The organism is Sphingomonas sp. SAFR-052 (assembly GCF_051965015.1).
Lineage (GTDB): Bacteria > Pseudomonadota > Alphaproteobacteria > Sphingomonadales > Sphingomonadaceae > Sphingomonas.
This window is the reverse complement of the sequence record NZ_JBQCMO010000013.1, coordinates 41,411-63,291: the sequence shown is the minus strand read 5'-3', so window position 1 is coordinate 63,291 and position 21,881 is coordinate 41,411. Positions and strand designations below refer to the sequence as shown.

Here is a 21,881-nt window from a genome sequence, read left to right as displayed (position 1 = left end):
ATTGACCGCTACACAGAAACCGTGTGGAAAGCGCCAAAGCAGGGGGCGTACACATGGTAGATGAAATTGCTTGTCCAGATTGTGCGGAAACGATCAAAGCAGAAGCAAAGGTGTGCCGCTTTTGTGGGTTACGGCTTTCGGACCAAGCGGCGACGAGCGGGCCTGCCCCTTCCTCTGTCGATAAGGATAGTCCAAGGCAGGCTCACGTTTGGAAAAATGTTGCGGCAGTCATTGCAATTGGATTTGTGGTGTCAGTTCTTATATACCTTCAAGTTTATGAAGGTGACAAATCCAAGTCGTATGTCGATAGCAGCCTAATCGAAGCCGGTCAGTCGGCAGTTGCTCGACAGCTTTCCGATCCCGCTTCTGCGCAGTACCGGAACTTTTCAACGGCTGGTGATTGCCTTACTGGTGAGATAAACGCCAAGAACCGACTTGGTGGTTATGTCGGTTTTCAAGACTTCTTGTACGATCCCAGAACTAAAGCAGTATACTTAGACGTTGGACTACCCGAAACTGGTTTGCCGTTCGATCTATGGAAGGAGCAAATGAACGAACATACCGCTTTCATTGATAAGCGAACAAATTGCTCGCGGAGAGCGTAGCTTATACCGATGAATCCATCTTTTGCGACGATGCATATTGTTGAAATATCGAGTTCAGCCACGGGCGCGGCGAACTAGCCGACGACGCTCCCGATCATCCTTTGCTCTATCCCATTCGCTTTGATCGATACCCGCAGGCTTCCAATGCTGCGATGCCTTCGGTCGCGCAAGCCGTGGCCGTGGCCGTGGCGGTGGCGGGTCATCGTCGGGCGGCGGAGCGGATGGCGACCATGTGACTTTCGGGTTTCGCACGCCGCATTGGCATTTCAACCGTAGCGCGAACTCGGGCCAATCCGTCCGCCAGCCCTTCCGCGCCCAATGTCGCTGTAAATCGTAGGGCGAGAACAGGGCAACGCGGCCACATTCGCGGCATTCAGCTTGAACGGTCCCGTCCTTGGGATCGGTCAGATACCTGATTGGTTGGACCATGGCTCACAGCGGGAGCGGCAGTTGGTTGCGATCCTGTTTGGGCAACGGTTCGCCAGCATACTCGGCAAGATGCGCGGCAAGCGTTTCCGCTGCTTGTACCCGCATCTTGGCATCGGGTGCGGTTATACCGACTTTCACCCAACCCGGTGCCGATAGGATGGCGGCTGCAACGATTTCCTGCGAATCCAACATGGCGTTTCCTCCTACAGCGAGGTAGAACGAAAGGGGAACAATTCGCAAGGTGATTTGGGTTCAAAGCCTGACCCGCATCTGCTGTGATAGGAATGGTGTCCCGAGTTCACGCGGTCCGCTCCGACGTCGAATTGCAGGCGCGGGCCAGCCTCCCTTAGCGCGACGTTTCAGCGCTACGCTTCGTTGACGGTTCAACGATAGCGTTACTCGTCATACGGGTTCATGTCGCGGCGCTCGATGGTATCAGCATCTGCTATAGTAAGCGAAACGTCGCAGTACGGCTTGCTGTTTACAACAATATATGATGCCAAAATGCTTGTATAGGCAGTCGGGCTGTACAGTTCCTCCTTACCGTTAGCTACGCGTTTCAGCCAACTATCAGCATTAGAAAAAAGAAACTCTGAAAGGAAGTTTCCATCCTTATCAGTTTTGGTTTTCCAGAAAGATCGTCCTTCCCGTGTCGTAAGTTTGATAAGTCGGTCGCTATCTTCGGTCTCTTTGCTCGGTAGCCCCCGACGCCGCAATTCACCAAAATCACTCGACGCCCAATCAACAGTTGTCGAAAGAATATTGAGACACTGATTGCCAGTAATTTTACCTTCGCGTCGAAACGTGATGGCGATATCAGTCAGCTTACCCAATTTGTTAAAGCTAAACGTGTAAGTGTAAGGAATTGCGTCGCGAACGTAGGCGGGGGCTTCTCTTGATGATGGTCCCAAAAGACATCCGGTAATCGCCATATCGCGTTCGCAAATTGCGAGAGAATACGAGTTCAACGTTGAGGGCTTGGCCGTTCTAATCACGGCTGTGAAATCATCCCCAAGCCGAAAATCGCCAAATCCAACCGGTGGTGAGCGTGTTTGCGCTTCTTCTGCTTCTGCAACAAGCAAAGCGCTTGCTAGTGCCGCTAATTTCAGAATCATGCTTCAATGAGCCTTTGTCACTGGCGGTACGATCGAGCCGTTGCGGAGTAGCAATTTATGCGAGAAATCAGGATAACGCGCGCATAAGCTGCGTCGGGAATGGCTCGGCCAACGATAGCGCGTCTTCCATCGGAGCCGTTAGCCAACGCTCTTCGTCTTCTGGATGCAATAGCACCGGCATCGCTTTTGGATGGATAGGGGCTACGATCGCATTCGGTTCAGTTGTCAGGAAAGCAAACACCGCGCCTTCGTCGGTCGGACGCCATATCCCTGCAAAACTGGTTATTGGCTGCGATGGTACGTCAAACCAATGCAAGGGTAGCTTGCCGTCGTCGCCACGAATTTGACCGTACTCGGAGAAGGCAGAGAAGGGCACAAGGCACCGTCGCAATGGGTTTGCCAAGGTCGAACGCCAAAAGGGCGACGTGTAGTTGCGAACGTTTGTCACGTCCTTTCGAACGTCCTTACCGCTCTTGCCCTTCGTCATCATCGGGAAACCCCAAGCCATAACGTCGAGGGTGCGAACGCCATCGGCGTTGCGGATTACATAAGCCGGTTTGCGGGGGAATAGTTCGGGGGTTGGCAACGCTACCGGGTTAGCGGCTTCCTTGGCGTTGTATCTAGGGAACAGGGAAGCGGCAGGGACGGAAAGGGAATAGCGGTTGCACATATCTAAACCCTTGTAACTGCTTCTCCCAAGGATAAACCCTTGCGTCCTCTAGAATGCGGTTGTGGTTCGAACACACCGCTCCAAAGCAACGTCATCCGCCGACTTTCCCGCATTGGGCGCACTTTTTAAAGTTGGATACGATCCAATCTCTTTAAAATAGGCTACTCCGCGCTTTACACAGGCTGCGACCCCATCGTCGACTTCCGGTACAGTCGTTGTGTTCTCGAACACGACGGTAGGCGGTGAACAGCCGACGACCAAAGCCGCCATCACAATGCAAAACGGTTTCCTCACTTAGCAGCCAACCTTTCTTACGATCGTATGAACAATCTGCGTTTCAACTTAGAAGGTTACGCCCTATGAGTGCGGTAGGATCGCCATAAGCGCAATGGGCCTTTAGCTTCCCCGCTTTTCGACCCTTTGAATCGCCGCCCGCGTAACCCCATACCGACCGGCTAGGACGCCTAAGGAGACACCTTCGGCACGTTGCGCTAGGATTTCCTTGTGTTGTACATCATTAAGGCTCCTAGGGCGTCCTAGGGACTTCCCTTCCATTTTGGCGCGTTGCAACCCGGCTTGGGTACGCTCAATCAGTAGATCGCGTTCAAACTCCGCCACGGCGGCAATAACCTGCATCGTCATGCGACCGGCGGGGCTGCACAGGTCAACGCCACCAAGCGCGAGGCAATGTACGCGGACCCCAATCGCGCAAAGGCTATCAACGGTCTGTCTAACGTCCGTCGCATTGCGGCCTAGGCGATCCAACTTAGTTACGACAAGCACGTCACCGGCTTCCAACCGATCAACCAGCTTGGCAAAGCCCTTGCGCTCCATGGCAGCGACCGATCCCGATATGGTTTCGGTTATAATCCTACGGGTATCCATGCTGAACCCAGCAGCTTCAATCTCGCGAACCTGATTATCCGTCGTTTGATCGACCGTGCTTACCCGGCAGTACCCAAACACCCGCGCCATGACCCGACTCCGTATCGATTTCCTGCATCGATACTGTCAGCGTATCGAAACCGTGTCGAGTCTATTTTACGATACAGGATTACCCACTGTATCGGAATCGACCGTTTTCTTTACAAAATCCGACCTGTTGGGCGGGCGAACACCAATGACGTTTGATCAATAGTACCTCGCACGAACACGGGTTTTTGGTAGAACTGATGATCCGAAACATATTGCATCGCTTGCAAGGCAGGGTGACATCATAGCCAGCTGAACAGTAAATATACTTATACGAATTGAATAATGATTTCACAAGCAAAAGGCATGTATCATTTTTAGGTGACTAATAATGACGTATAGCAATGGTACAAACGATATTGAACTCATCAAAGAAGTGGATTTGAAAGGCGATATCGAAAAGGATTACAGTGAAGCTGTTTCTTCTTTGGCTGAACTGGTCAGTAACTTAGAAATAGATGTCACGGGTTTTTCAAAATCATATTTACTGGGTTTGAGGGATAGTGCTGATTATATCAGCCGCGTAGAATTTATAGACATTGTTCAAACTACTTATATACTGCATAGACACATTACAAAAAGAAGCCTGCAAATATATTCTAGTAAAATAGAGCAATTGATTAATCTAAAAAGTAGAAGTTCATTCTACGAGCATTACTACGAAATACAAACGGGTCTTCTTTTTGGCGAGAGATTCGATTTAGTTAGCTGGGAGCCGCTAGTAAGCGAGGAAGAGCGCAAAATGTCGCAGCCCTCTCCTTCGCCGGACTTTGCTATTAGAACAGGATTGGGCGATATCGCGATCGAGGCGACAAGCTTCTCACCTTCCCAATTTACCGCGATTTCTAAAACATTTGATGCGCTTGACCATGCAATACGTAAACAAATAGAGCAAAATCAATTACTTAGGTACGTAAAGTTTGAATTGCCTGCTGATAAAAATCTGCAACTAGATAGTTGGGCTGTAAATCGTATAGCGCACAAAATTGCCGAAAACCCGTCCGGGCAAATTACGAAAGACGCCAAAGCTTCTATACCACTAAGGGTCAGTTGGAAACTTGCAGATCGAGAAAGCGTAGAAAGTTTAGGGTACGATTATCCAACCAAAGAACACGCGGGCCTGTTTGCTATTGAAGCTAGAATGCTGCACACAAGAGAGTTGAACAATGAAATTTTCAAATCATTAAAAAGAGCCATCGAACAAAAGTATCGTCAGGTCAAAGAATGTAACGTACCAATTTTACTATCTATACGGTCAGGCGTAGATTTCTTCAATTTAAATAAGTTTTTGCAAGCAAATATCGAAAGGATATTTCGAAACGATAAGCTAAATTGGCTAAGCGGACTTGTCGTTATAACCCATAGAGATAAGTATAATACGTATACAAAGTTACACCGGGTAGAATACTTTTGGAATGAGAATGCTAAGTTTCCTATAAAAGAATCGATCAGGGAAAAGATGAGTTTAAACTATTACGATGCAGGCGAAGGTGAGCAAATTGAAATGTAATATTGATATGTTGGTAGGTTGTATCACAAACAAAAGGTGATAGAAGGCCGCGTTTAGTAATGATTGAGGCATACTTACATATTTACTACTTTTATACGTATTGTATTCGCTAAGTTCTAACGATGAATCGCGAGATATTGTTTATGTTTACTCATCAGGTCAATAAGGAGCGAACCAATTCTTAGTCGGTGCGTCCTGCGTGCGCTTTATCCCAGAAAAGGCTGAACCCGCTGATTCCTACCCGTTGAGCATCCAGAATGATGGTAATTCCGGTGCAATGTGTTTTGCGATTCTTCGTTCTTTCGCGCAATTCATCGTAAGCGTAACGCTGCTGCCAACCCGTATAAGCATATGTAATATCGAACAAATCGGTAATGTTCGTAGCTTTCTGCAACTCTGCTGCCGTCGACTTAAAATCCGCTTCCCATCGGGAGTGCGGGTTCAAGTCCCGCCGTCCGTACCACGCTCTGGCCGCCCGCCGGCTTTTCATGGCATGAGGCGGGCATGACCCGGTTGCTCCTCCTTGCTCCATTGCTCCTTGCGGTTGGCGCGTGCGATCGTGGGACGGACGAGCGGCCCGTGGTGGTCGACGCGATCGAGGATGGCCGCAGCGGCAATACCGAACGTGTGCTGTTGCGCAGCGCTTTAGCGCAGGGGCTGGTCCGGTTCGATGCGACTGGACAGGTCGAGCCGGCGATCGCCGAGCGCTGGAACATGGTCGATGACGGTCGCAGTTATATCTTCCGCCTGGGCGATGCGACGTGGAGCGACGGGCGGCCGGTCACTGCCGATCAGGTCGTTGCCGCTCTGCGCCGCGCTGTTCGGGTCGAAGCGGGGCATCGGCTGACCCCGTTCCTGCGATCGATCGACGAGATCGTGGCGATGACGCCGCAGGTGATCGAGGTCCGGCTGAAACGCCCGAATACCGAATTGCTGACCCTGCTGGCCCAGCCCGAACTGGCGGTGATGCGCGGGGCGCAGGGTAGCGGGCCGATGCGGCGGCTGGCAGGTGAGGGGGTGCGGCTACGCGCGCCGGTCGACCCCGATGCGCCGGCGCCGGTTCCGGCGGATGAGGTGCGACTGAACGGAGTGCGCGCGGCGCTGGCGGTGGCGCGCTTCAGTGAGAAACGCAGAGATCTGGTGCTGGGAGGCGCGTTCGCCGACTGGCCGATCGTCGCGGCGGCAGGGCTACGGCCGGCCGATATCCGCGTCGACCCAGCACGCGGGCTGTTCGGTTTCGCGATCGTCGGTCGCGAGGGGTTCCTCGCCGCGCCGCTCAACCGCGCCGCGGTGGCAATGGCGATCCAGACCGCCGACCTGCCCGCTGCGATCGACGCGAACTGGAGCGGTGCCGATACCGTCCTGCCCGAAGCGTTCGATTCAGCGGGCGCACCGGCGCTGCCGCCCTGGCGCAATCTGACCGAGGCGCAACGCTGGCAGACCGCCCGTGCGCAGGTCGCCGCATGGGGACAGCCGGTGACGGTGCGCGTCGCGTTGCCCGATGGTCCCGGCGCGACGCTGCTCTGGGGACGGACGGCGGCGGCGCTGGCGCGCATCGGGGTGCGCGGGCAACGGGTCGGGATCGATGCGCCTTCCGACCTGGTGCTGGTCGACCGGGTCGCGCCCTATGACAGCGCACGCTGGTATCTGGCGACGGCGTGTCGGGGATGCGCGCCGGATGCGATGACGCTGATCGCAGCGGCCCGCAATGCGACGTCGCTTCCCGAACGCGCGCAGCGGCTGGCGGCAGCGGATGCGGCGCTGGCGGCGGATGTCGCGTTCGTGGCCGTCGCACGGCCGTGGCGCTGGTCGCTGGTCGCGCCGCGGCTGCGCGGGTTCCAGACCAATCCGCGTGGCGTCCATCCGTTGAACCATCTGCGCGGCGATACCAGATAGGGGGCATGGCAAAGCCGACCCGCATCTCCCCCGAACTGTTCGAACAGATCGCCGGACATCTCGACAAGAATCCGGAGGCCGTACGCCGCCGAGTGGTCGCGATCGAGCGACTGATGGAACGGTCGATGACCATTCCGGGCACCAACCATCCGGTCGGGCTCGACTTCCTCCTGAACTTGATTCCCGTGGTCGGCAGCTTCATCGGCGCGGCAATGGGCAGCTATATGCTGTGGGAAGCGCGCAACCTCGGCATGTCGCGGTGGCAGATGGCGCGCATGGCGGGCAATGTCGGCACCGACTGGGCGCTGGGGTTGATCCCGATCGTCGGCGCGGTGCCCGACTTCTTCTTCCGGTCGAACACCCGCAACCTGCGGATCATCCGCAAGCATCTCGACCGCTACCATCCGGCGACGGCAACGGTCGAGGGCTGATTACGCCGCCTGCCGTCCGCCGCGCCAGATCTTGATCCGGGTGCCCGGCGTAACCCCGCCCTGATGCGCCGGACAGGCGGTATAGCGGCGACGCTTGTCGAGGCAGAGCCAGACTTCGTCGAGCCAGCCGCGCTTGTTGGTGGTGATCCGCATCGATTGCGTCGTGATCCCCGGATTGACGCGGGCGAGGGCGGCGGCGAGTTGCCCGGCGGTCAGGTTTGGCCGCCGCGACAGCGCCATCATGTTCGGAAAACGCAGCTTCTGAAACAGGCTGCGTGATTCGTCGAAATAGGCGGCGGGCGACACGCCCATGCAGGTGCCGTGCTTGGCATATTCATGCTGGAGCAGTTGCGCCGACGGGGTGACGCACAAATTCTTCGCTATCACCGCTTCGGGCAGGATCGGCGTCGAGGTGCAATATTGCGGCCAGTCCTTGCCTTCGCCATCGGGCCACAGGCCGTGCAGAGTAAAGCCGAAGCGGTTGCCGCCGCCGCATTGGAAGGCGTTGCGTGCATCGTCGCCCCGCGTCCGGCAATATTCGGGGCTCCACGTGATGGCCAGCGTGTAGCTGCCGATCGGAAGGATGCGGCGCGGCTGCGACGTTGTCGGCAGGTCGGGACGCGGACGTTCGATTTGCGCGGGGACCGAGCATTGCAGGGTCTGCGCCGACGCAGCGGCGGGCAACAGCAGCGCGACGAGGGTCAGGGCGATCCGGTTCATGCGTCGTCCTCCACGGTGTCGAACGGCGCGAACCAGGCGGCGGCGTCGGGGCGGAACAGGAAGAAGGTCGCCGCAGCCTGCAACGCGACCGCGAGGATGCGCAGGACTCCGCCCACGTCGAGGATCACCGCGCCGGCGCCGAAGCCGAACAGCAGGCTGCCGACCGCAAAGGCGGTGAAGACGGTCACGATCCAGCGCGCGACGTTGCTGGCGCGGCGGGCGGCGAAGAACCAGAGCAGCAGCGCGATCAGCACGCCGGTCGCGATCATGCCGCCCGCGGCGATCGCGGCGCCCGATCCCAGCGCCGCCGTGTCGGGATTCTCGGTCAGCCGGGCGATGGTCACCGGCCATTCGATGATATTGCCGATCAACCCGACGACGATCGAGGCGAGGTAGAGCCGGTCGAACCGGACGATCGAGACTGGACGCATGGCGTTCCCCGTTGCAGCGCTAGGCCGTGGTTATGCGGCGTCGAGGGTGAAATCCAGCCCGATATCGGCGGCAGGTGCCGACTGGGTCAGGCGGCCGACGCTGATATAGGTGACGCCGGTTTCGGCAATTGCCCGGATCGTATCGAGATTCACGCCGCCCGATGCCTCCGCGGGCACGCGGCCGGCGATCAGCGCGACGGCGTCGCGCAGGGTCGGCGGGGTCATGTTGTCGAGTAGCAGGTGCGTCGCGCCAGCGGTGAGCGCGGGTTCGATCTGTTCGAGCGAATCGACCTCGACGATGATGCTCTCGATGCCCGCCGCCTTGGCGCGGGCGGTGGCTTCGCCGACCGATCCGGCGACGGCGACGTGATTGTCCTTTATCATCGCCGCATCCCACAGCCCCATGCGGTGATTGGTCGCACCACCCATGCGGGTCGCGTATTTTTCGAGGCGGCGCAGGCCGGGAATCGTCTTGCGCGTGTCGAGCAGGGTCGCGCCGGTGCCGGCGATTTCGGCGACATAGCGCGCGGTCAGGGTGGCGATGCCCGAGAGGTGCTGGACGGTGTTCAGCGCCGAGCGTTCGGCGGTCAGCAGCGCGCGGGCATTGCCGCGCAGGCGCAGCAGCGCGGTGCCGGGCGCGACCCGGTCGCCATCGGAAACCAGCGGTTCCAGAACCACTTGAGGGTCGAGGTGGCGGAAGAAGGCGGCGGCGAGGTCGAGGCCGACGACGGTGATCGCGTCGCGGCTGTCCATCACCCCGGCAAAGACCGCGTCGGCGGGGATGACCGCGGCGGCGGTGATGTCGCCTGCCTCGCCCATATCCTCGGACAGGGTGGCAGCGACGAAGGCGGAAAGGTCGAAACCGGGGATCGGGGCAGGTTCAGTCATGGGGCGGCTATAGGGCGGGGGGCGAAGTTGGTGAAGGTGACACATAGTGCAGGTTCCGGAGTGCGTTCGGCGGGGCCGGCATGCACGGCGCCGCTCGCCAGCATGACGTCATCCGAAGGTGTAGGAAAGTTCATGAAGCCAAGCCGCAGCTGGATCGTTTCCCTGTCCGAACGAAATCGGAGGATGACGTGGGCGGACGGACGGTAGTGGTGACGGGCGCGGAATCGGGGATCGGCGCGGCCTGTGCGGCGGCATTCGGGCGCGAGGGCGACCGGGTGGCGGTGCTGTATCATTCGGACACGGCCGGGGCGGAGGCGAGCGCCGCGGCGGTCCGCGCCGGCGGTGGCGAGGCGATCACGATCCAGGCCGATGTTGACGGCGAGGCGTCGGTCGACGCTGCCTTCGCCGAGGTCGAGCGGCATTGGGGGCCAGCGGACGTTCTGGTCAATTCGGCGGGGCTGAACATGACCGGTGTCACGGTGCGCGACATGAAGCTCGAGCACTGGCGGCGGCTGATCGATACCGACCTGACCGGTGCGTTCCTGACATCGCGCCGGTTCCTGACCGGGCGCGGCGAGAAGAGCGGCGATGCGGCGATCCTGCACATCTCGTCGATCCATGCCTATGCGGTGCGGGCAGGCGGGGCGGATTATTGCGCGGCGAAGGGTGGCCTCACCAACCTGGTGGAAACGCTGGCGATCGAGGAGGCGGCGCGCGGCATCCGCGTCAATGCGATCGAGCCGGGCATGATCCTGACGCCGATGAACGCGCGGGCGCAGGCCGATGCGACCTACCGCGCGACGCTCGAACACAATATCCCGATGCAGCGCGCTGGACAGCCGCAGGAGGTCGCCGATCTGGCGGTGTTCCTGGCGAGCGACCGCGCCCGCTACATCACCGGCGCGCGGATCGTGATCGATGGTGGGTTGTCGCTGATGCAGGCGATCGGCGCATGAGCGGCGGTGGCAACATCGGCGATCCGCACCGCAAGGACGTGGTCGCCGACAACGAGATCGAGCTGGACTTCAACGTCCGCCGGATCGAGGAGGTGACGCTCGACGGGCCGCCCGCGCTGATGACGCGTGACCTGATGAGCCCCTATGTCTGGCAGGAAACGGACGGGCGGTTCGGCATGATGGTCCGCGCCGTCACCCGTGCGGGCGAACCGATGACCGATACCGGCGTGATCTGGGCCGGATGGAGCGACGACGGACGCCACTTTACGATGATGTCCGAGCCGTCGATCGTGCCGGGGCCGGACGACCATGATGCCGGCGGGGTCGAGGACCCGACGGTGGTGCGCCGCGACGACGGCTATATCGTCTATTATTCGGGGGTGCTGGGCGACCATGCCCATGGCGAACTGTCCTATGCGACCGGACCGTCGCTCGACCGGCTGACCAAAAGCGGCGTGGCGCTGGCGTCGTCCAAGTCGGAAGGCAATACCAAGGAAGCGACGATCGACCGCACCCCCGATGGGCGCTGGCGGCTGTTCTACGAATATGCCGCCGACGAAGCGTCGCGGATCGGCATGGCGATCGGTGCCGATGTCGCGGGACCGTGGGAGGAACAGCCGACGCCGTTCATGCCGCGCACCGACAGCTGGGACGACTGGCATCTGTCGACGGGACCGCTGTTGACCGACGATCCGGCGATGCCGGTGATGTTCTACAACGGTGCGACGCGCGATGCGCGCTGGCGCATCGGCTGGGTGGCGTTCGATTCCGAATATCGTAGGGTCGTGGCACGCGGGATCGAACCGCTGATTACCCCGCCGCCGGTGGATGACCGGAGTGCGACCGATATCGCGTTCGCGGCGTCGGTGGTGGTCGTGGAGGGGGCGATCTGGCTGTATTATTCGCTGGAGGATCGGAAGCTGGCGCGGGCGTTGATCCGGCGGAGTTGAGGGGGCTTTACGTTCTACCTTTCCATACCCCCAACCGTTCGCTTCGAGCGGAGGTTCGAGTTATCGAGAACCGTAGTCGATAAGGGGGTGCTTCAGGCGGGCGGTTCTCGACGGACGCTTCTCGACTTCGCTCGAAGCTGCTCGAACCGAACGGATGGGGTTTGGGGGTAAGGGTAAAGGTACGGGCGGGAAGTATTAGTATTATACCCCGTTCGTGCTGAGTAAGGGCTGAGCGAAGTCGAAGACCTGTATCGAAGCATCCGCCTCCGACGGCCCTTCGATACGCCCTTTCGACAAGCTCAATGGCTACTCAGGGCGAACGGTGATGGTGAGATCCACCCCGCCACCTTACCCCTTGCGCTGCCCCTCGACGATGGCGATCGCGCGCTGGACCGAGGCTTCGATCGACAGGAAGCTGGTGTCGAGCGGTGCGGCGTCCGCCGCCATGACCAACGGTGCGGTGGAGCGTGACGAATCGCGTTCGTCGCGGGCGCGGATGTCGGCGAGCACGCGGTCGTAGGTGACGCCCGAGCCCGCCTTGGCGAGTTCGGCGTGACGCCGCCGGGCGCGGATGGCGGGGGTGGCCTTCACGAAGAGCTTCGCGTCGGCATCGGGGGCGATGACGGTGCCGATGTCGCGGCCGTCGAGTACTGCGCCACCCGGTTGCTGCGCGAATTTGCGCTGGCGGCGCAGCAGCGCGGCGCGGACCAGCGGGTGGGCGGAAACGATCGAGGCGGTCTGGCCGGCTTCGTCGGTGCGCAGCCATGGGTCGGCGAGCAGTGCGTCGGGAAAGTCGCAGGCGGCGACGCAGTCCGCCTCGCGTTCCGGGTCGAGTCCTTCGCGCAGGACCAGCGTCGCGACCGCGCGATAAAGCAGTCCGGTGTCGAGATGCGGCAGGCCGTAATGCTTCGCCAGCGCGCGGGCGATCGTGCCCTTGCCCGATGCCGCCGGGCCGTCGACCGCGATAATCACAGCGGCGCGCCGAGGCCACGCAGCAGCGTGGTGAAGGTCGGGAAGCTGGTTGCGACGGGTGCCATGTCGTCGATGGTGACGGGTGCGCGCGACACGAGGCCGGCGATGACGAAGCTCATCGCGATGCGGTGGTCGAGTTTGGCGGCGATGGTGCCGCCGCCAGGCAGCGGGTCGCCGCCGGTGCCGTCGATGATGAGGCCGTCCTCGGTCTCCTCGACCCGTGCGCCGATCGCACGCAGCCCTTCGGCCATCGTCGTGATGCGGTCGCTTTCCTTGACGCGCAGTTCCTCGAGGCCGCGGGTCGTCGTGCGCCCTTTGGCGAGCGCGGCGGCGACGAACAGGATCGGGAATTCGTCGATCATCGACGGGGCGACCGCCGGATCGACGTCGATGCCGGTCAGCGTCGAGGCGCGCACGACCAGATCGGCGACCGGCTCGCCGCCGACCTCGCGTGCGTTCTCGAACGCGATGTCGCCACCCATCGCGCGCAGCACGTCAAACAACGCGGCGCGAGTCGGGTTCAGCCCGACATTGGTGATGGTGACATGGCTGCCCGGCACCAGCAACGCGGCGACGACCGGGAAGGCGGCGGAGGACGGGTCGCCGGGGACGGTGATCGTCTGGGGCTGCAATTCCGCTTCGCCGTGCAGTTCGATGACGCGGCCGGCCGAGGTCTGCTCGACGGTCAGCTTCGCGCCGAATCCGGTCAGCATCCGTTCGCTATGGTCGCGGGTCGGCACCGGTTCGACGACGCGGGTGATGCCGGGCGTGTTGAGCGCGGCGAGCAGGATCGCCGACTTTACCTGCGCCGAGGCGACCGGCAGCGTATAGTCGATCGGCACGGCGGGCACGATGCCGCGCAGCATGAGCGGCAGGCGGCCGCCGGGGCTGGCGGTGATGTCGGCGCCCATTTGACTGAGCGGTTCGATGACCCGGCCCATCGGGCGCTTGCTCAAGGAAGCGTCGCCGGTGAAGGTCGCGGTGATCGCGTGGCTCGATACCAGTCCCATCAGCAACCGGGTCGAGGTGCCCGAATTGCCCATGTCGAGCGCGGCGGCGGGTTGCAACAGCCCGCCGACCCCGACGCCGTCGATGGTCCAGATGCCGTCGTCGCCGCGGACGATCGTCGCCCCCATCGCGCGCATCGCGGCGGCAGTGGCGAGCACGTCCTCCCCCTCCAGCAGGCCGGTCACGCGGCTGGTGCCGACGGCCAAGGCCGAGAGCATCAGCGAGCGGTGGCTGATCGACTTGTCGCCGGGAACGGGGGCGGTGCCGGTCAGCGGACCGCTGGCGGCGACGGACAGGGGGGTGGGCTGCGCGTGGTGCATGACCGGCGGCTTTGACAGCGCGTGCCCGCTATGGCAAGGCGCGGCCCATCCGGGGCAATTGCCCTGTTCTTCCACGACACCGAAAGGTTTGGCTACACATGGTGAAGCCGGAATGGGGTACGAAGCGTACCTGTCCGAAATGCGCGACGCGCTTCTACGATCTGGGCAATGAAGACCCGGTGACCTGCATCAATTGCGGCGTGCACTGGACGCCCGAACCGATCCTGAAGTCGAAGCAGCCGCTGCCGTTCGAACAGGTGAAGGTCGAGAAGGAAGGCGCCAAGGACGCCGACCTGGGCGACGATCTGGACATCGAGGGCGACGACGAGCCGTCGGCGGACGACGATGTCGACCTGGGCGGCGATGACGATCTGGGCGTCGACACCTCGGACGAGGACAACGAAGCCGAGCGTTGATCTTTTTGGGGCGGCAAGCGCAAAAGGCGCTTGCCAAACCGGCGCCCTCCGCATAGAGGGCGCTCCTCCCCGCAAGGGGAAGCGAGGCCGCCGACCAGCAGCGGTTTTGCAAAATGGACGGGGCCGTAGCTCAGCTGGGAGAGCGCTGCAATGGCATTGCAGAGGTCAGGGGTTCGATCCCCCTCGGCTCCACCATTTTTCAAAAACCCCGCGGCGACGCGGGGTTTTTTGTTGGTGGGAGCCCGTTTCGACCGAAAATCGGTAGAGTATCCGGTGTACCGGCGATAGGTGCGCGTAATCATCGGCGAAATGTTGCGGAATTGCGCAAGATTAAACCAGTATAGCGAATGCGGGCGCAACAGCGGCTAGCTGGAATCCTCTATGACAGGGGACCAGGTGCTGCGGTATCGTTCGCGACTTTTCGCATATTCGGGACTGGACGCGGCCGATCGTGCCCGGATCGACGCGCTGCTCGACCAACGGCAGCGCAATATTGCCCCCCGCCGCGACGTGGTGTCGGAGGGGGAGGTGCCGCGCTTCGTCCATTTCGTGCTCGACGGCTGGGGCTGTCGCTATCGGCAGATGCCCGACGGGCGGCGGCAGCTGCTGTCGCTGCTGTTGCCGGGCGACCTGTTCGATTCGAACCTGCAGGTCGTGGCGCGGATGGACCATGCGGTCGGTGCGATCACGGCGATGACGGTGGCGGAGGTGCCGCCCGACGCGCTGTCGGCGCTGGCCGAGGCGCATGTCGGCATCGCGCAGGCGCTGTGGTGGAACGACCATGTCGCGTTCGGCACCCACCGCGAATGGATCGCCAGCCTCGGCCTGCGCTCGGCGCGCGAGCGGATCGCGCTGCTGTTCTGCGAGGTGTATTTCCGGTTGCGGCTGGTCGGGCGCTGTCCGGCGCTGACCTGTGAATTTCCGCTGACCCAGGCCGATCTTGCCGAGGCGACCGGGCTGACGCCGGTGCACGTCAACCGGATGGTGCAGGAACTGCGCCGCGAGCGGCTGATCGAATGGGCCGGGCGGTCGCTGACGATCCTCGATCTCGACCGGCTGTGCCAGGTGGCGTCGTTCACGCCGGGCTATCTGCATCTCGACCGCACGGTGCCGGTGGCGGTGTAGGAGCGTCCCAAGCGTCCCGCTTTTGGACCGCGGGGACGCGTTTGACGTTGGGCGAATTCGTAAACGAAACGTTAAGGCGGTGAAGATGAAACCGCAGCCCAGCCCTCCGCGCCGTCACCCCTTCCGCGCCAGCCTGCCCAAGATGGCGAGCGTGCCGGTGTCGAGCGACGACAGCGACCTGAAGCTGTTCGCGGTCAGCTTCACCGCCTTCTTCATCTGCTTCTATACGTTTTTGCTGTAGGCGCGGCGCCGACCCGCTCCCGCGCCCCTCAAGCCGGGCAGCCGTCCTGGCACGCCTTGTTGAGCCGTGCGGCCAGCCATGCCGAGATCAGGCACATGCCCGCGACGATCAGCAGCATGTCGGTGGGGCCGAGCCCTACCTTGGTCAGCAGGATGACGCTGATCGCGCCGACGGTCATCGACGCGCAGTTGACAACATTGTTTGCCGCCACGGTCCGCGCGGTCTGGTCCTTGGTCACGGTGGTGGTCAGGAAAGCATAGAGCGGCACGACGAACATGCCGCCGAAGATCGCGATCAGCGCCAGCGTGGCGAGCAGCAACAGCGATTGCGGATGGGTCACGAAATCGACGACGCCGTACAGCGTGTCGCCCGGCGCCGGCACCCAGCGCCGCGCCTCGAACGCGAAGGCCAGCACGCACAGCGCCATCGCGATCACCGCAGCGGGCGAATAGCGCGCCGAAATCTGCCCTTTGAGCAACGCGTTGATGATGACCGATCCGATCGCGACCCCGATCGAAAAGATCGCTATGGTCAGCGACGCGACCTGCTGGTCGGCGGTCAGGATGTTCTTCACCAGCACCGGAAAGATTACGATCAGCACCGACCCGATCGTCCAGAAGAAGCTGATCGACAGGATGGCGAGGAACAGGCGGCGGATGTGCATCGTCGCCGCGATCAGATGCCATGACGAGGTCAGCGGATTGAAGTTGATGACGAGTTCGGGGCCGCTGCGCGGGGCCGGCGGCACGAAGCGGCCGGTGACCCAGCCGATCAGCGCGACGACGACGACCAGCCCGGCGGCCCATTCGACGCTGATCCACCCGGCGACGATCGTGCCGGTCAGCACCGACAGATAGGTCGCCGCCTCGATCAGGCCGGTGCCGCCCAGCACCTGATGATCCTCCAGATGCTGCGGCAGGATGGCGTATTTGATCGGCCCGAAAAAGGTCGAATGGACGCCGAGCAGCACGACGGCGCTCAGCATCATCACCACCCCGGTCGTGACATAGCCGGTGCGCGCGATCAGCATCCCCGCCGCGCCATAGAGCATGATGCCGATCTCGGCGGTTTTCACGATGCGGATGATCCGCGCCTTGTCATGCGTGTCGGCCAGTTGCCCCGACAGTGCGGAGAGCAGCACGAACGGCAGGATGGCAAGGCCGGTCGCCAGCGCGTTGAAATTCTGTTCGCTCGCCGGGTCCTTGAACAGTTGGTAGGTCGCGAACAGCACCATCGCATGCTTGAACAGATTGTCGTTGAACGCGCCCAGAAACTGGGTGACGAACAGCGGCAGGAAACGGCGCTGCTTGAGCAACCCCAGCGCATTTATCATTCGAACAACGACCTAATTATGTCCCCGCAGGGTGTTGCGGGGGTGTAGCCGAGCCAAGCCGCCCGCTTCAATCGCCGATTGCCGCTTTCGCCGGGGGGCGCCGCGGTGCTAGACCGCGCAGCGTGTTGACGCTTCCCAATATTCTGACCTTGTCGCGTATTCTGGCGGTGCCGCTGCTGGTCGCGTTCCTGTGGTGGCCGATGTGGGAGGCGGGCTATGCGATCGCCTTCGCGCTCTACTGCCTGATGGGGATCACCGATTATTTCGACGGGTATCTCGCCCGCGCGCAGGGGACGGTATCGAAGCTGGGGGTGTTCCTCGACCCCATCGCCGACAAGATCATGGTCGCCGCCGTCATTCTGATGCTGGTCGGCACGCGGCACGACGTGGCGATCATCACCGGCATCCACCTGATCGCCGCGCTCGTCATCCTACTGCGCGAGATCGCGGTGTCGGGGCTGCGCGAGTTCCTCGCCGGGATCCAGGTATCGCTGCCGGTGTCCAAGCTCGCCAAGTGGAAGACGACGCTGCAACTGGTCGCGTTCGGCGCGCTGATCCTGGCGGGCGCGGTGCCGGCCTATCCGTTCGTGCACATCACCGGGCTGGTCTGCCTGTGGGGCGCGGCGGTGCTGACCGCGATCACCGGCTGGGACTATCTGCGCGTCGGTTTGAAGCATATGGACAGCTGATGACGATCGACATCCTCTATTTCGCATGGGTGCGCGAGGCGATCGGGCAGGGTAGCGAGCGTGTCGATCCACCGACCGGGGTGACCACGGTCGCCGGACTGGTCGACTGGCTGGCCGCGCGCGGCGGCGGCTATGCGACGGCGTTCGCGGATCGCGACCGGCTGCGCGCGGCGGTCGATCAGGCGTTCGTCGCCCTCGACACGCCGATTGCCGGTGCGCGCGAGATCGCACTCTTTCCTCCGGTGACCGGCGGATGATCCGTGTCGTGGTCCAGGAAGCGCCGATCGATCTGGCGGCGGAATTCGCGCTCGCCGAGGCCGAGGATGCCGGCGCGGTCGCGACCTTTACCGGGCTGGTGCGCGGCGACGACGGCGTCACCGAACTGACGCTCGAACATTATCCCGGTGCGACCGAGCGCGCGCTGGAGGCACTGTGCGCGGAAGCCGTGGCGCGCTGGACATTGGCGAAGGCGGTGGTCGTCCATCGGGTCGGGCCGATGGTGCCGGGCGACCGGGTGGTGTTCGTCGCCACGACCGCACGGCATCGCGGCGCGGCGCTGGAGGCGTGCGCGTTCCTGATCGACCGGTTGAAGACCGGCGCGCCGTTCTGGAAGCGCGAGCGGCGCGGCGGCGACGCGCGCTGGGTCGAGGCGCGGGCGAGCGACGATCAGGCGGCGGCGCGCTGGGGGTAATGGGGGCGGTGGCTCGGTAGGGGGCACGAGCGGGAGGCCGCTGGGGGTGACTTCTGGGTGTCGTATTCGGAGCGGGGTGTTCTCGACGGACGCTTCTCGACAGGCTCGAAGCTGCTCGAACCGAACGGGGTGTTTGGGGGTAAGTGGGGGCGGCGCTTCGATACGAAGCTTCGACAGGCTCAGCCTCTACTCAGCATGAACGGTTTGGGCTTTAGGAACGGTCTTGCTTCCCGTTCGCCTCACGCCCCGCGCTCATCCGTTCGGTTCGAGTAGCGATCGAGCCGGTCGAGAGCGTGTATCGAGAACCGGGTTCCGCTGGGGTGATGTCCGGGCGTCGCATTCGGGGCCGGGTGTTCTCGATAGACGCTTCTCGACTTCGCTCGAAGCTGCTCGAACCGAACGGTAAGGAGTTGGATCACGTCCCTTGCAAAAGCCGGACGGGATCGCTCCCGCCCGGCTCGTTCGTGCCTCGAAAACGGATCAGCCCAGCTTGGGCGCGAGCACGCCGTTCACCACGTGCACCACGCCGTTCGACTGCGGCACGTCATATTGCGTGACATAGCTCTTGCCGCCGCCGACATCGGTCAGCACCAGCGCGCCGTTTTCCAGCGTCGCCTTGATCGGCTGGCCCTCGACCGTGGTCAGCGTGGCGGTGCCGCCGCCGGCTTCGATCTGCGACTTGAGCGCGGCCGAATCGAGCTTGCCGGGGACGACGTGGTAGGTCAGCACCTTGGTCAGCGACGCCTTCTGCTCCGGCTTGAGCAGGGTGTCGAGCGTACCGGGGGCGAGGCGGCCAAAGGCTTCGTTGGTCGGCGCGAAGACGGTGAACGGACCCGGGCCCGACAGCGTCGCGGTCAGGCCGGCGGCCTGCACCGCCTTCACCAGCGTCGACAGGTTGCTCGCCTTCGACGCATTGGCGACGATCGTTGCGGTCGGCAGCATCGGCGCGCCGCCGACCATGACCGGTGCGGTCGCATTGGCATTGGTCGTGGTCTGGACCCCGGCCTGTGCGGTGCCGGCGGGGGTGTTCACCGTGGCGGTGGTGCCGGTCTGGACGCCGGTCGTCGCGGTGGGCGCCGGCTGGGCCGGGGCGGGCTGGGCCGGCGCACTCTGGGCATAGGCGGTGCCGGCCAGCGACAGGGTGAGCGCTGCGGCGGAAATCGTGGCGCGAATCATCGGTTTTCTCCGGTGGTTGCGATGAAATGGTGCGCGGTGCGTCGCGCACCGACCCCGGAAATACGGTTCAGCGCCGAAAACGGTTCCCCCGGACTGATCTGGATCAGCCGCGCTCGGCGGCCAGCACCTCGGCGAGCAGGCGGAAATCGCGTTCGCGCGGCGACGCGCGCCGCCAGACCAGCGCGATGCGGCGCTGGGCATTCTGCGACTCGATCGGACGCGCGGTGATGCCGGTATTGTCGAGGATGCCGGCATCGATCGCCATCTGCGGCAACATGGTGGTGCCAAGGCCGTTGTCGACCATCTGGACGATGGTGTGCAGCGACGTGCCCATCATCATCGCCTGCCCGCGCAATTCGGGCTGTTCGCAGGCGCGCAGGGCATGGTCCTTCAGGCAGTGGCCGTCCTCGAGCAGGAGCAGCCGTTCGGGATCGATATCGTCGGCGACGATCGAGGCGGGGTCGCCGCTGTCGTTGCCCGGCACGGCGAGCAGCAGCCGGTCCTCGAACAAGGGCGCGACCTCGACCTCGCCACAACTATAAGGGAGCGCCAGCAGTACGCAGTCGGTGCGGCCATGGTGCAGCCCCTCGCACGCCGCGGCGCTCGGCTCCTCGCGCAGGAACAGCTTCAAGTCGGGATAGTCGCGACGCAGCCGGGGAAGCAGGCGCGGCAGCAGGAACGGGGCGATGGTCGGGATGACGCTCATCCGCATCTCTCCCGACAGCGGCCGTCCGGCGGCGCGGGCCATGTCGGTCAGTTCCTCGGCTTCGCGCAGTACCTTGCGTGCCTTGGCGACGATGCTTTCGCCTAAGGGCGTGAAGCGGACGACGCGGCGGGTCCGTTCGACCAGCACCACACCGATCAGCGTTTCCAGTTCGCGAATGCCGGCCGACAGCGTCGATTGGGTGACGAACGATGCTTCGGCGGCGCGGCCGAAATGTCCCGCATCGCGCAACGCGACCAGATATTGGAGCTGTTTGAGCGTGGGCAGGTACACCGACATGGCCGGCTACTTATCGAGTGCGCCGATCATTCCCAAGGGGAATTCCGATTGGATCGGTCCGGATCGTACCCTATATCGCGATGCAGCAATTCACGGTGCGGCAGCGCACCAAAAGAAAGGGCATTCCATGCTGACCGTTGGCGACAAGCTCCCCGAATTCACCGTTCCCGTCCAGCAGGGCACCAGCGCGCTGCCCGCCGGCGAAACGCTGAGCCACGACGCGTTCCCGGGCAAGTGGAAGGTGCTGTTCTACTGGCCGAAGGACTTCACCTTCGTCTGCCCGACCGAAATCGTCGGCTATAGCGAACTGCGCGAGGATTTCGCCGATCGCGACGCCGTGCTGATCGGTGCGTCGACCGACACCGCGCATGTCCACCTCGCATGGCGCAAGTCGGATCCGGATCTGGCCGCGGCCGACTTCCCGTGGATCGCCGACAATGGCGCTGTGCTGGCCAGCAAGCTCGGCATCCTCGACAAGAACGAGCATGTCGCGTTCCGCGCGACCTTCATCGTCGACCCGGACAACGTCATCCAGGCGGTGCAGGTCAACGGCCTGAACGTCGGCCGCAATCCGGCGGAGACGCTGCGCGTGCTCGACGCGCTGCAGACCGACGAACTGTGCCCGTGCAACTGGAACAAGGGCGACGACGTCCTCCAGGTCGCGGCGTAATTCATCCGGGCGGGGCTGCGGTCCCGCCCACCCGATCCCGTGCGTCACCCCAGCGCAGGCTGGGGTCTCTCCGTAACTGGGAGACCCCAGCCTGCGCTGGGGTGACGTGTTTTCATCGAAGGTAGAAACCATGTCGCTCAAGGAATTTGCCGGGCAGCTGCCCGATTTCGCCAAGGACATCCGCCTGAACGTCGGCTCGCTGCTGAACGAGACGGTGCTCGACCCGCAGAAGAAGTTCGGGACGATGCTGGCCTGCGCGCACGCGACCGGCCACAAGCCGCTGGTCGAGGCGGCCGAGGCGGAAGTCGCCGACAAGCTGTCGCCCGAGGCGGCGAATGCGGCGCGCGCGGCGGCGGCGGTGATGGCGATGAACAACGTCTATTACCGCTTCGTCCACCTCGCCAAGAACAAGGAATATGGCAATCTGCCGGCCAAGCTGCGGATGAACGTCATCGCCGCGCCGGGGATCGAGAAGGTCGATTTCGAACTGTTCAGCCTGGCGGTGTCGGCGATGAACGGTTGTGGCATGTGCATCGACGCGCACGAGGACGTGCTGAAGAAGCATGGGATCAAGGCCGAAGTGATCCAGGGCGCGGTGCGGATCGGTGCGGTGCTGGCGGCGGTCGCAACCGTGCACGCGGCGGTGGCGTGATGCGGCGGGGCG

At 62.4% G+C, this 21,881-nt stretch carries 27 protein-coding genes and 1 tRNA gene; 15 read left to right on the top strand and 13 right to left on the bottom strand.

Annotated features, from left to right (window positions below; genetic code table 11):
- The first annotated feature begins 23 nt into the window (after nucleotides 1-23).
- Nucleotides 24-605, top strand: a complete 582-nt coding sequence (locus tag ACTHQV_RS17700) for a hypothetical protein (protein WP_440492060.1) — start codon at nucleotides 24-26, stop codon at nucleotides 603-605.
- 432 nt (nucleotides 606-1,037) lie between these two features.
- On the opposite strand, the gene ACTHQV_RS17695 is transcribed toward ACTHQV_RS17700, so the two are convergent.
- From ACTHQV_RS17695 to ACTHQV_RS17680, 4 genes are all read right to left on the bottom strand, one after another.
- Complete coding sequence (locus ACTHQV_RS17695) at nucleotides 1,038-1,226, bottom strand: DUF6771 family protein (protein WP_440492059.1); 189 nt, start codon at nucleotides 1,224-1,226, stop codon at nucleotides 1,038-1,040.
- 203 nt (nucleotides 1,227-1,429) lie between these two features.
- On the bottom strand, nucleotides 1,430-2,149 hold the full coding sequence (locus ACTHQV_RS17690; RefSeq protein WP_440492058.1) for a hypothetical protein: 720 nt from the start codon (nucleotides 2,147-2,149) through the stop codon (nucleotides 1,430-1,432).
- Between the two features lie 67 nt (nucleotides 2,150-2,216).
- On the bottom strand, nucleotides 2,217-2,819 hold the full coding sequence (locus ACTHQV_RS17685) for an SOS response-associated peptidase (RefSeq protein WP_440492057.1): 603 nt from the start codon (nucleotides 2,817-2,819) through the stop codon (nucleotides 2,217-2,219).
- Nucleotides 2,820-3,215: 396 nt separating this feature from the next.
- A complete protein-coding gene (locus ACTHQV_RS17680) occupies nucleotides 3,216-3,794 on the bottom strand; it encodes a recombinase family protein (protein WP_440492056.1) in 579 nt (192 codons plus the stop codon).
- A gap of 328 nt (nucleotides 3,795-4,122) precedes the next feature.
- On the opposite strand from ACTHQV_RS17680, the gene ACTHQV_RS17675 reads away from it, so the two are divergent.
- On the top strand, nucleotides 4,123-5,301 hold the full coding sequence (locus ACTHQV_RS17675) for a hypothetical protein (RefSeq protein WP_440492055.1): 1,179 nt from the start codon (nucleotides 4,123-4,125) through the stop codon (nucleotides 5,299-5,301).
- A 181-nt stretch (nucleotides 5,302-5,482) separates the two neighbouring features.
- On the opposite strand, the gene ACTHQV_RS17670 is transcribed toward ACTHQV_RS17675, so the two are convergent.
- Complete coding sequence (locus ACTHQV_RS17670) at nucleotides 5,483-5,746, bottom strand: hypothetical protein (RefSeq protein ID WP_440492054.1); 264 nt, start codon at nucleotides 5,744-5,746, stop codon at nucleotides 5,483-5,485.
- Between the two features lie 137 nt (nucleotides 5,747-5,883).
- Between ACTHQV_RS17670 and ACTHQV_RS17665 the strand changes: the two genes are divergently transcribed.
- Together ACTHQV_RS17665 and ACTHQV_RS17660 are read left to right on the top strand one after the other, a co-directional pair.
- Nucleotides 5,884-7,197 (top strand): ABC transporter substrate-binding protein, encoded by a 1,314-nt coding sequence (locus tag ACTHQV_RS17665; protein ID WP_440492053.1) that lies wholly within the window; start codon nucleotides 5,884-5,886, stop codon nucleotides 7,195-7,197.
- Nucleotides 7,198-7,202: 5 nt separating this feature from the next.
- A complete protein-coding gene (locus ACTHQV_RS17660; RefSeq protein ID WP_440492052.1) occupies nucleotides 7,203-7,628 on the top strand; it encodes a DUF4112 domain-containing protein in 426 nt (141 codons plus the stop codon).
- Here the strand turns inward: ACTHQV_RS17660 and ACTHQV_RS17655 are convergent, their stop codons facing one another.
- The 3 genes from ACTHQV_RS17655 to nadC are packed head-to-tail and all read right to left on the bottom strand — an operon-like array spanning nucleotide 7,629 to nucleotide 9,667.
- Nucleotides 7,629-8,348, bottom strand: coding sequence for a ribonuclease T2 family protein (locus tag ACTHQV_RS17655; RefSeq protein WP_440492051.1), 720 nt, complete (start codon nucleotides 8,346-8,348; stop codon nucleotides 7,629-7,631). It lies immediately after the preceding gene.
- A complete protein-coding gene (locus ACTHQV_RS17650; RefSeq protein ID WP_440492050.1) occupies nucleotides 8,345-8,779 on the bottom strand; it encodes a hypothetical protein in 435 nt (144 codons plus the stop codon). The genes ACTHQV_RS17655 and ACTHQV_RS17650 overlap by 4 nt, the downstream gene beginning before the upstream one ends.
- A 30-nt stretch (nucleotides 8,780-8,809) precedes the next feature.
- Nucleotides 8,810-9,667, bottom strand: a complete 858-nt coding sequence (gene nadC / locus ACTHQV_RS17645; RefSeq protein WP_440492049.1) for a carboxylating nicotinate-nucleotide diphosphorylase — start codon at nucleotides 9,665-9,667, stop codon at nucleotides 8,810-8,812.
- Nucleotides 9,668-9,873: 206 nt separating this feature from the next.
- Between nadC and ACTHQV_RS17640 the strand changes: the two genes are divergently transcribed.
- Together ACTHQV_RS17640 and ACTHQV_RS17635 are read left to right on the top strand one after the other, a co-directional pair.
- Nucleotides 9,874-10,623: an SDR family NAD(P)-dependent oxidoreductase gene (locus tag ACTHQV_RS17640; RefSeq protein ID WP_440492087.1), complete on the top strand. Its 750-nt coding sequence runs from the start codon at nucleotides 9,874-9,876 to the stop codon at nucleotides 10,621-10,623.
- Entirely contained in the window at nucleotides 10,620-11,573 is a 954-nt protein-coding gene (locus tag ACTHQV_RS17635; RefSeq protein ID WP_440492048.1) for a glycosidase, read from the top strand. The genes ACTHQV_RS17640 and ACTHQV_RS17635 overlap by 4 nt, the downstream gene beginning before the upstream one ends.
- Before the next feature lie 348 nt (nucleotides 11,574-11,921).
- On the opposite strand, the gene ACTHQV_RS17630 is transcribed toward ACTHQV_RS17635, so the two are convergent.
- Both ACTHQV_RS17630 and aroA read right to left on the bottom strand, forming a co-directional pair.
- Entirely contained in the window at nucleotides 11,922-12,545 is a 624-nt protein-coding gene (locus ACTHQV_RS17630) for a (d)CMP kinase (protein ID WP_440492047.1), read from the bottom strand.
- Complete coding sequence (aroA, locus tag ACTHQV_RS17625) at nucleotides 12,542-13,873, bottom strand: 3-phosphoshikimate 1-carboxyvinyltransferase (protein WP_440492046.1); 1,332 nt, start codon at nucleotides 13,871-13,873, stop codon at nucleotides 12,542-12,544. The genes ACTHQV_RS17630 and aroA overlap by 4 nt, the downstream gene beginning before the upstream one ends.
- A gap of 98 nt (nucleotides 13,874-13,971) precedes the next feature.
- On the opposite strand from aroA, the gene ACTHQV_RS17620 reads away from it, so the two are divergent.
- From ACTHQV_RS17620 to ACTHQV_RS17605, 4 genes are all read left to right on the top strand, one after another.
- Nucleotides 13,972-14,289, top strand: coding sequence for an FYDLN acid domain-containing protein (locus ACTHQV_RS17620; RefSeq protein WP_440492045.1), 318 nt, complete (start codon nucleotides 13,972-13,974; stop codon nucleotides 14,287-14,289).
- 119 nt (nucleotides 14,290-14,408) lie between these two features.
- Nucleotides 14,409-14,484, top strand: a tRNA-Ala gene (locus tag ACTHQV_RS17615).
- A gap of 201 nt (nucleotides 14,485-14,685) precedes the next feature.
- The gene (locus ACTHQV_RS17610) at nucleotides 14,686-15,414 is read left to right on the top strand and encodes a Crp/Fnr family transcriptional regulator (RefSeq protein ID WP_440492044.1); all 729 of its coding nucleotides are present in this window, start codon (nucleotides 14,686-14,688) and stop codon (nucleotides 15,412-15,414) included.
- 85 nt (nucleotides 15,415-15,499) lie between these two features.
- Complete coding sequence (locus ACTHQV_RS17605) at nucleotides 15,500-15,655, top strand: hypothetical protein (protein ID WP_440492043.1); 156 nt, start codon at nucleotides 15,500-15,502, stop codon at nucleotides 15,653-15,655.
- Nucleotides 15,656-15,683: 28 nt separating this feature from the next.
- On the opposite strand, the gene ACTHQV_RS17600 is transcribed toward ACTHQV_RS17605, so the two are convergent.
- Complete coding sequence (locus ACTHQV_RS17600; RefSeq protein WP_440492042.1) at nucleotides 15,684-16,988, bottom strand: MFS transporter; 1,305 nt, start codon at nucleotides 16,986-16,988, stop codon at nucleotides 15,684-15,686.
- 122 nt (nucleotides 16,989-17,110) lie between these two features.
- Between ACTHQV_RS17600 and pgsA the strand changes: the two genes are divergently transcribed.
- Genes pgsA through ACTHQV_RS17585 form a run of 3 tightly spaced genes read left to right on the top strand, consistent with a single transcriptional unit; the run spans nucleotide 17,111 to nucleotide 18,368 of the window.
- A complete protein-coding gene (pgsA, locus tag ACTHQV_RS17595; protein WP_056459636.1) occupies nucleotides 17,111-17,677 on the top strand; it encodes a CDP-diacylglycerol--glycerol-3-phosphate 3-phosphatidyltransferase in 567 nt (188 codons plus the stop codon).
- Entirely contained in the window at nucleotides 17,677-17,934 is a 258-nt protein-coding gene (gene moaD, locus ACTHQV_RS17590; protein WP_440492041.1) for a molybdopterin converting factor subunit 1, read from the top strand. Before pgsA ends, moaD begins: the two co-directional genes overlap by 1 nt.
- Nucleotides 17,931-18,368, top strand: a complete 438-nt coding sequence (locus ACTHQV_RS17585; RefSeq protein WP_440492040.1) for a molybdenum cofactor biosynthesis protein MoaE — start codon at nucleotides 17,931-17,933, stop codon at nucleotides 18,366-18,368. The genes moaD and ACTHQV_RS17585 overlap by 4 nt, the downstream gene beginning before the upstream one ends.
- A 480-nt stretch (nucleotides 18,369-18,848) precedes the next feature.
- Here the strand turns inward: ACTHQV_RS17585 and ACTHQV_RS17580 are convergent, their stop codons facing one another.
- Both ACTHQV_RS17580 and ACTHQV_RS17575 read right to left on the bottom strand, forming a co-directional pair.
- Entirely contained in the window at nucleotides 18,849-19,544 is a 696-nt protein-coding gene (locus ACTHQV_RS17580; protein WP_440492039.1) for a fasciclin domain-containing protein, read from the bottom strand.
- Nucleotides 19,545-19,647: 103 nt separating this feature from the next.
- Nucleotides 19,648-20,547, bottom strand: coding sequence for a hydrogen peroxide-inducible genes activator (locus ACTHQV_RS17575; protein WP_440492038.1), 900 nt, complete (start codon nucleotides 20,545-20,547; stop codon nucleotides 19,648-19,650).
- Between the two features lie 127 nt (nucleotides 20,548-20,674).
- On the opposite strand from ACTHQV_RS17575, the gene ACTHQV_RS17570 reads away from it, so the two are divergent.
- Together ACTHQV_RS17570 and ACTHQV_RS17565 are read left to right on the top strand one after the other, a co-directional pair.
- A complete protein-coding gene (locus ACTHQV_RS17570) occupies nucleotides 20,675-21,217 on the top strand; it encodes a peroxiredoxin (RefSeq protein WP_440492037.1) in 543 nt (180 codons plus the stop codon).
- 130 nt (nucleotides 21,218-21,347) lie between these two features.
- A complete protein-coding gene (locus ACTHQV_RS17565; protein ID WP_440492036.1) occupies nucleotides 21,348-21,869 on the top strand; it encodes a carboxymuconolactone decarboxylase family protein in 522 nt (173 codons plus the stop codon).
- Nucleotides 21,870-21,881 lie beyond the last annotated feature (12 nt).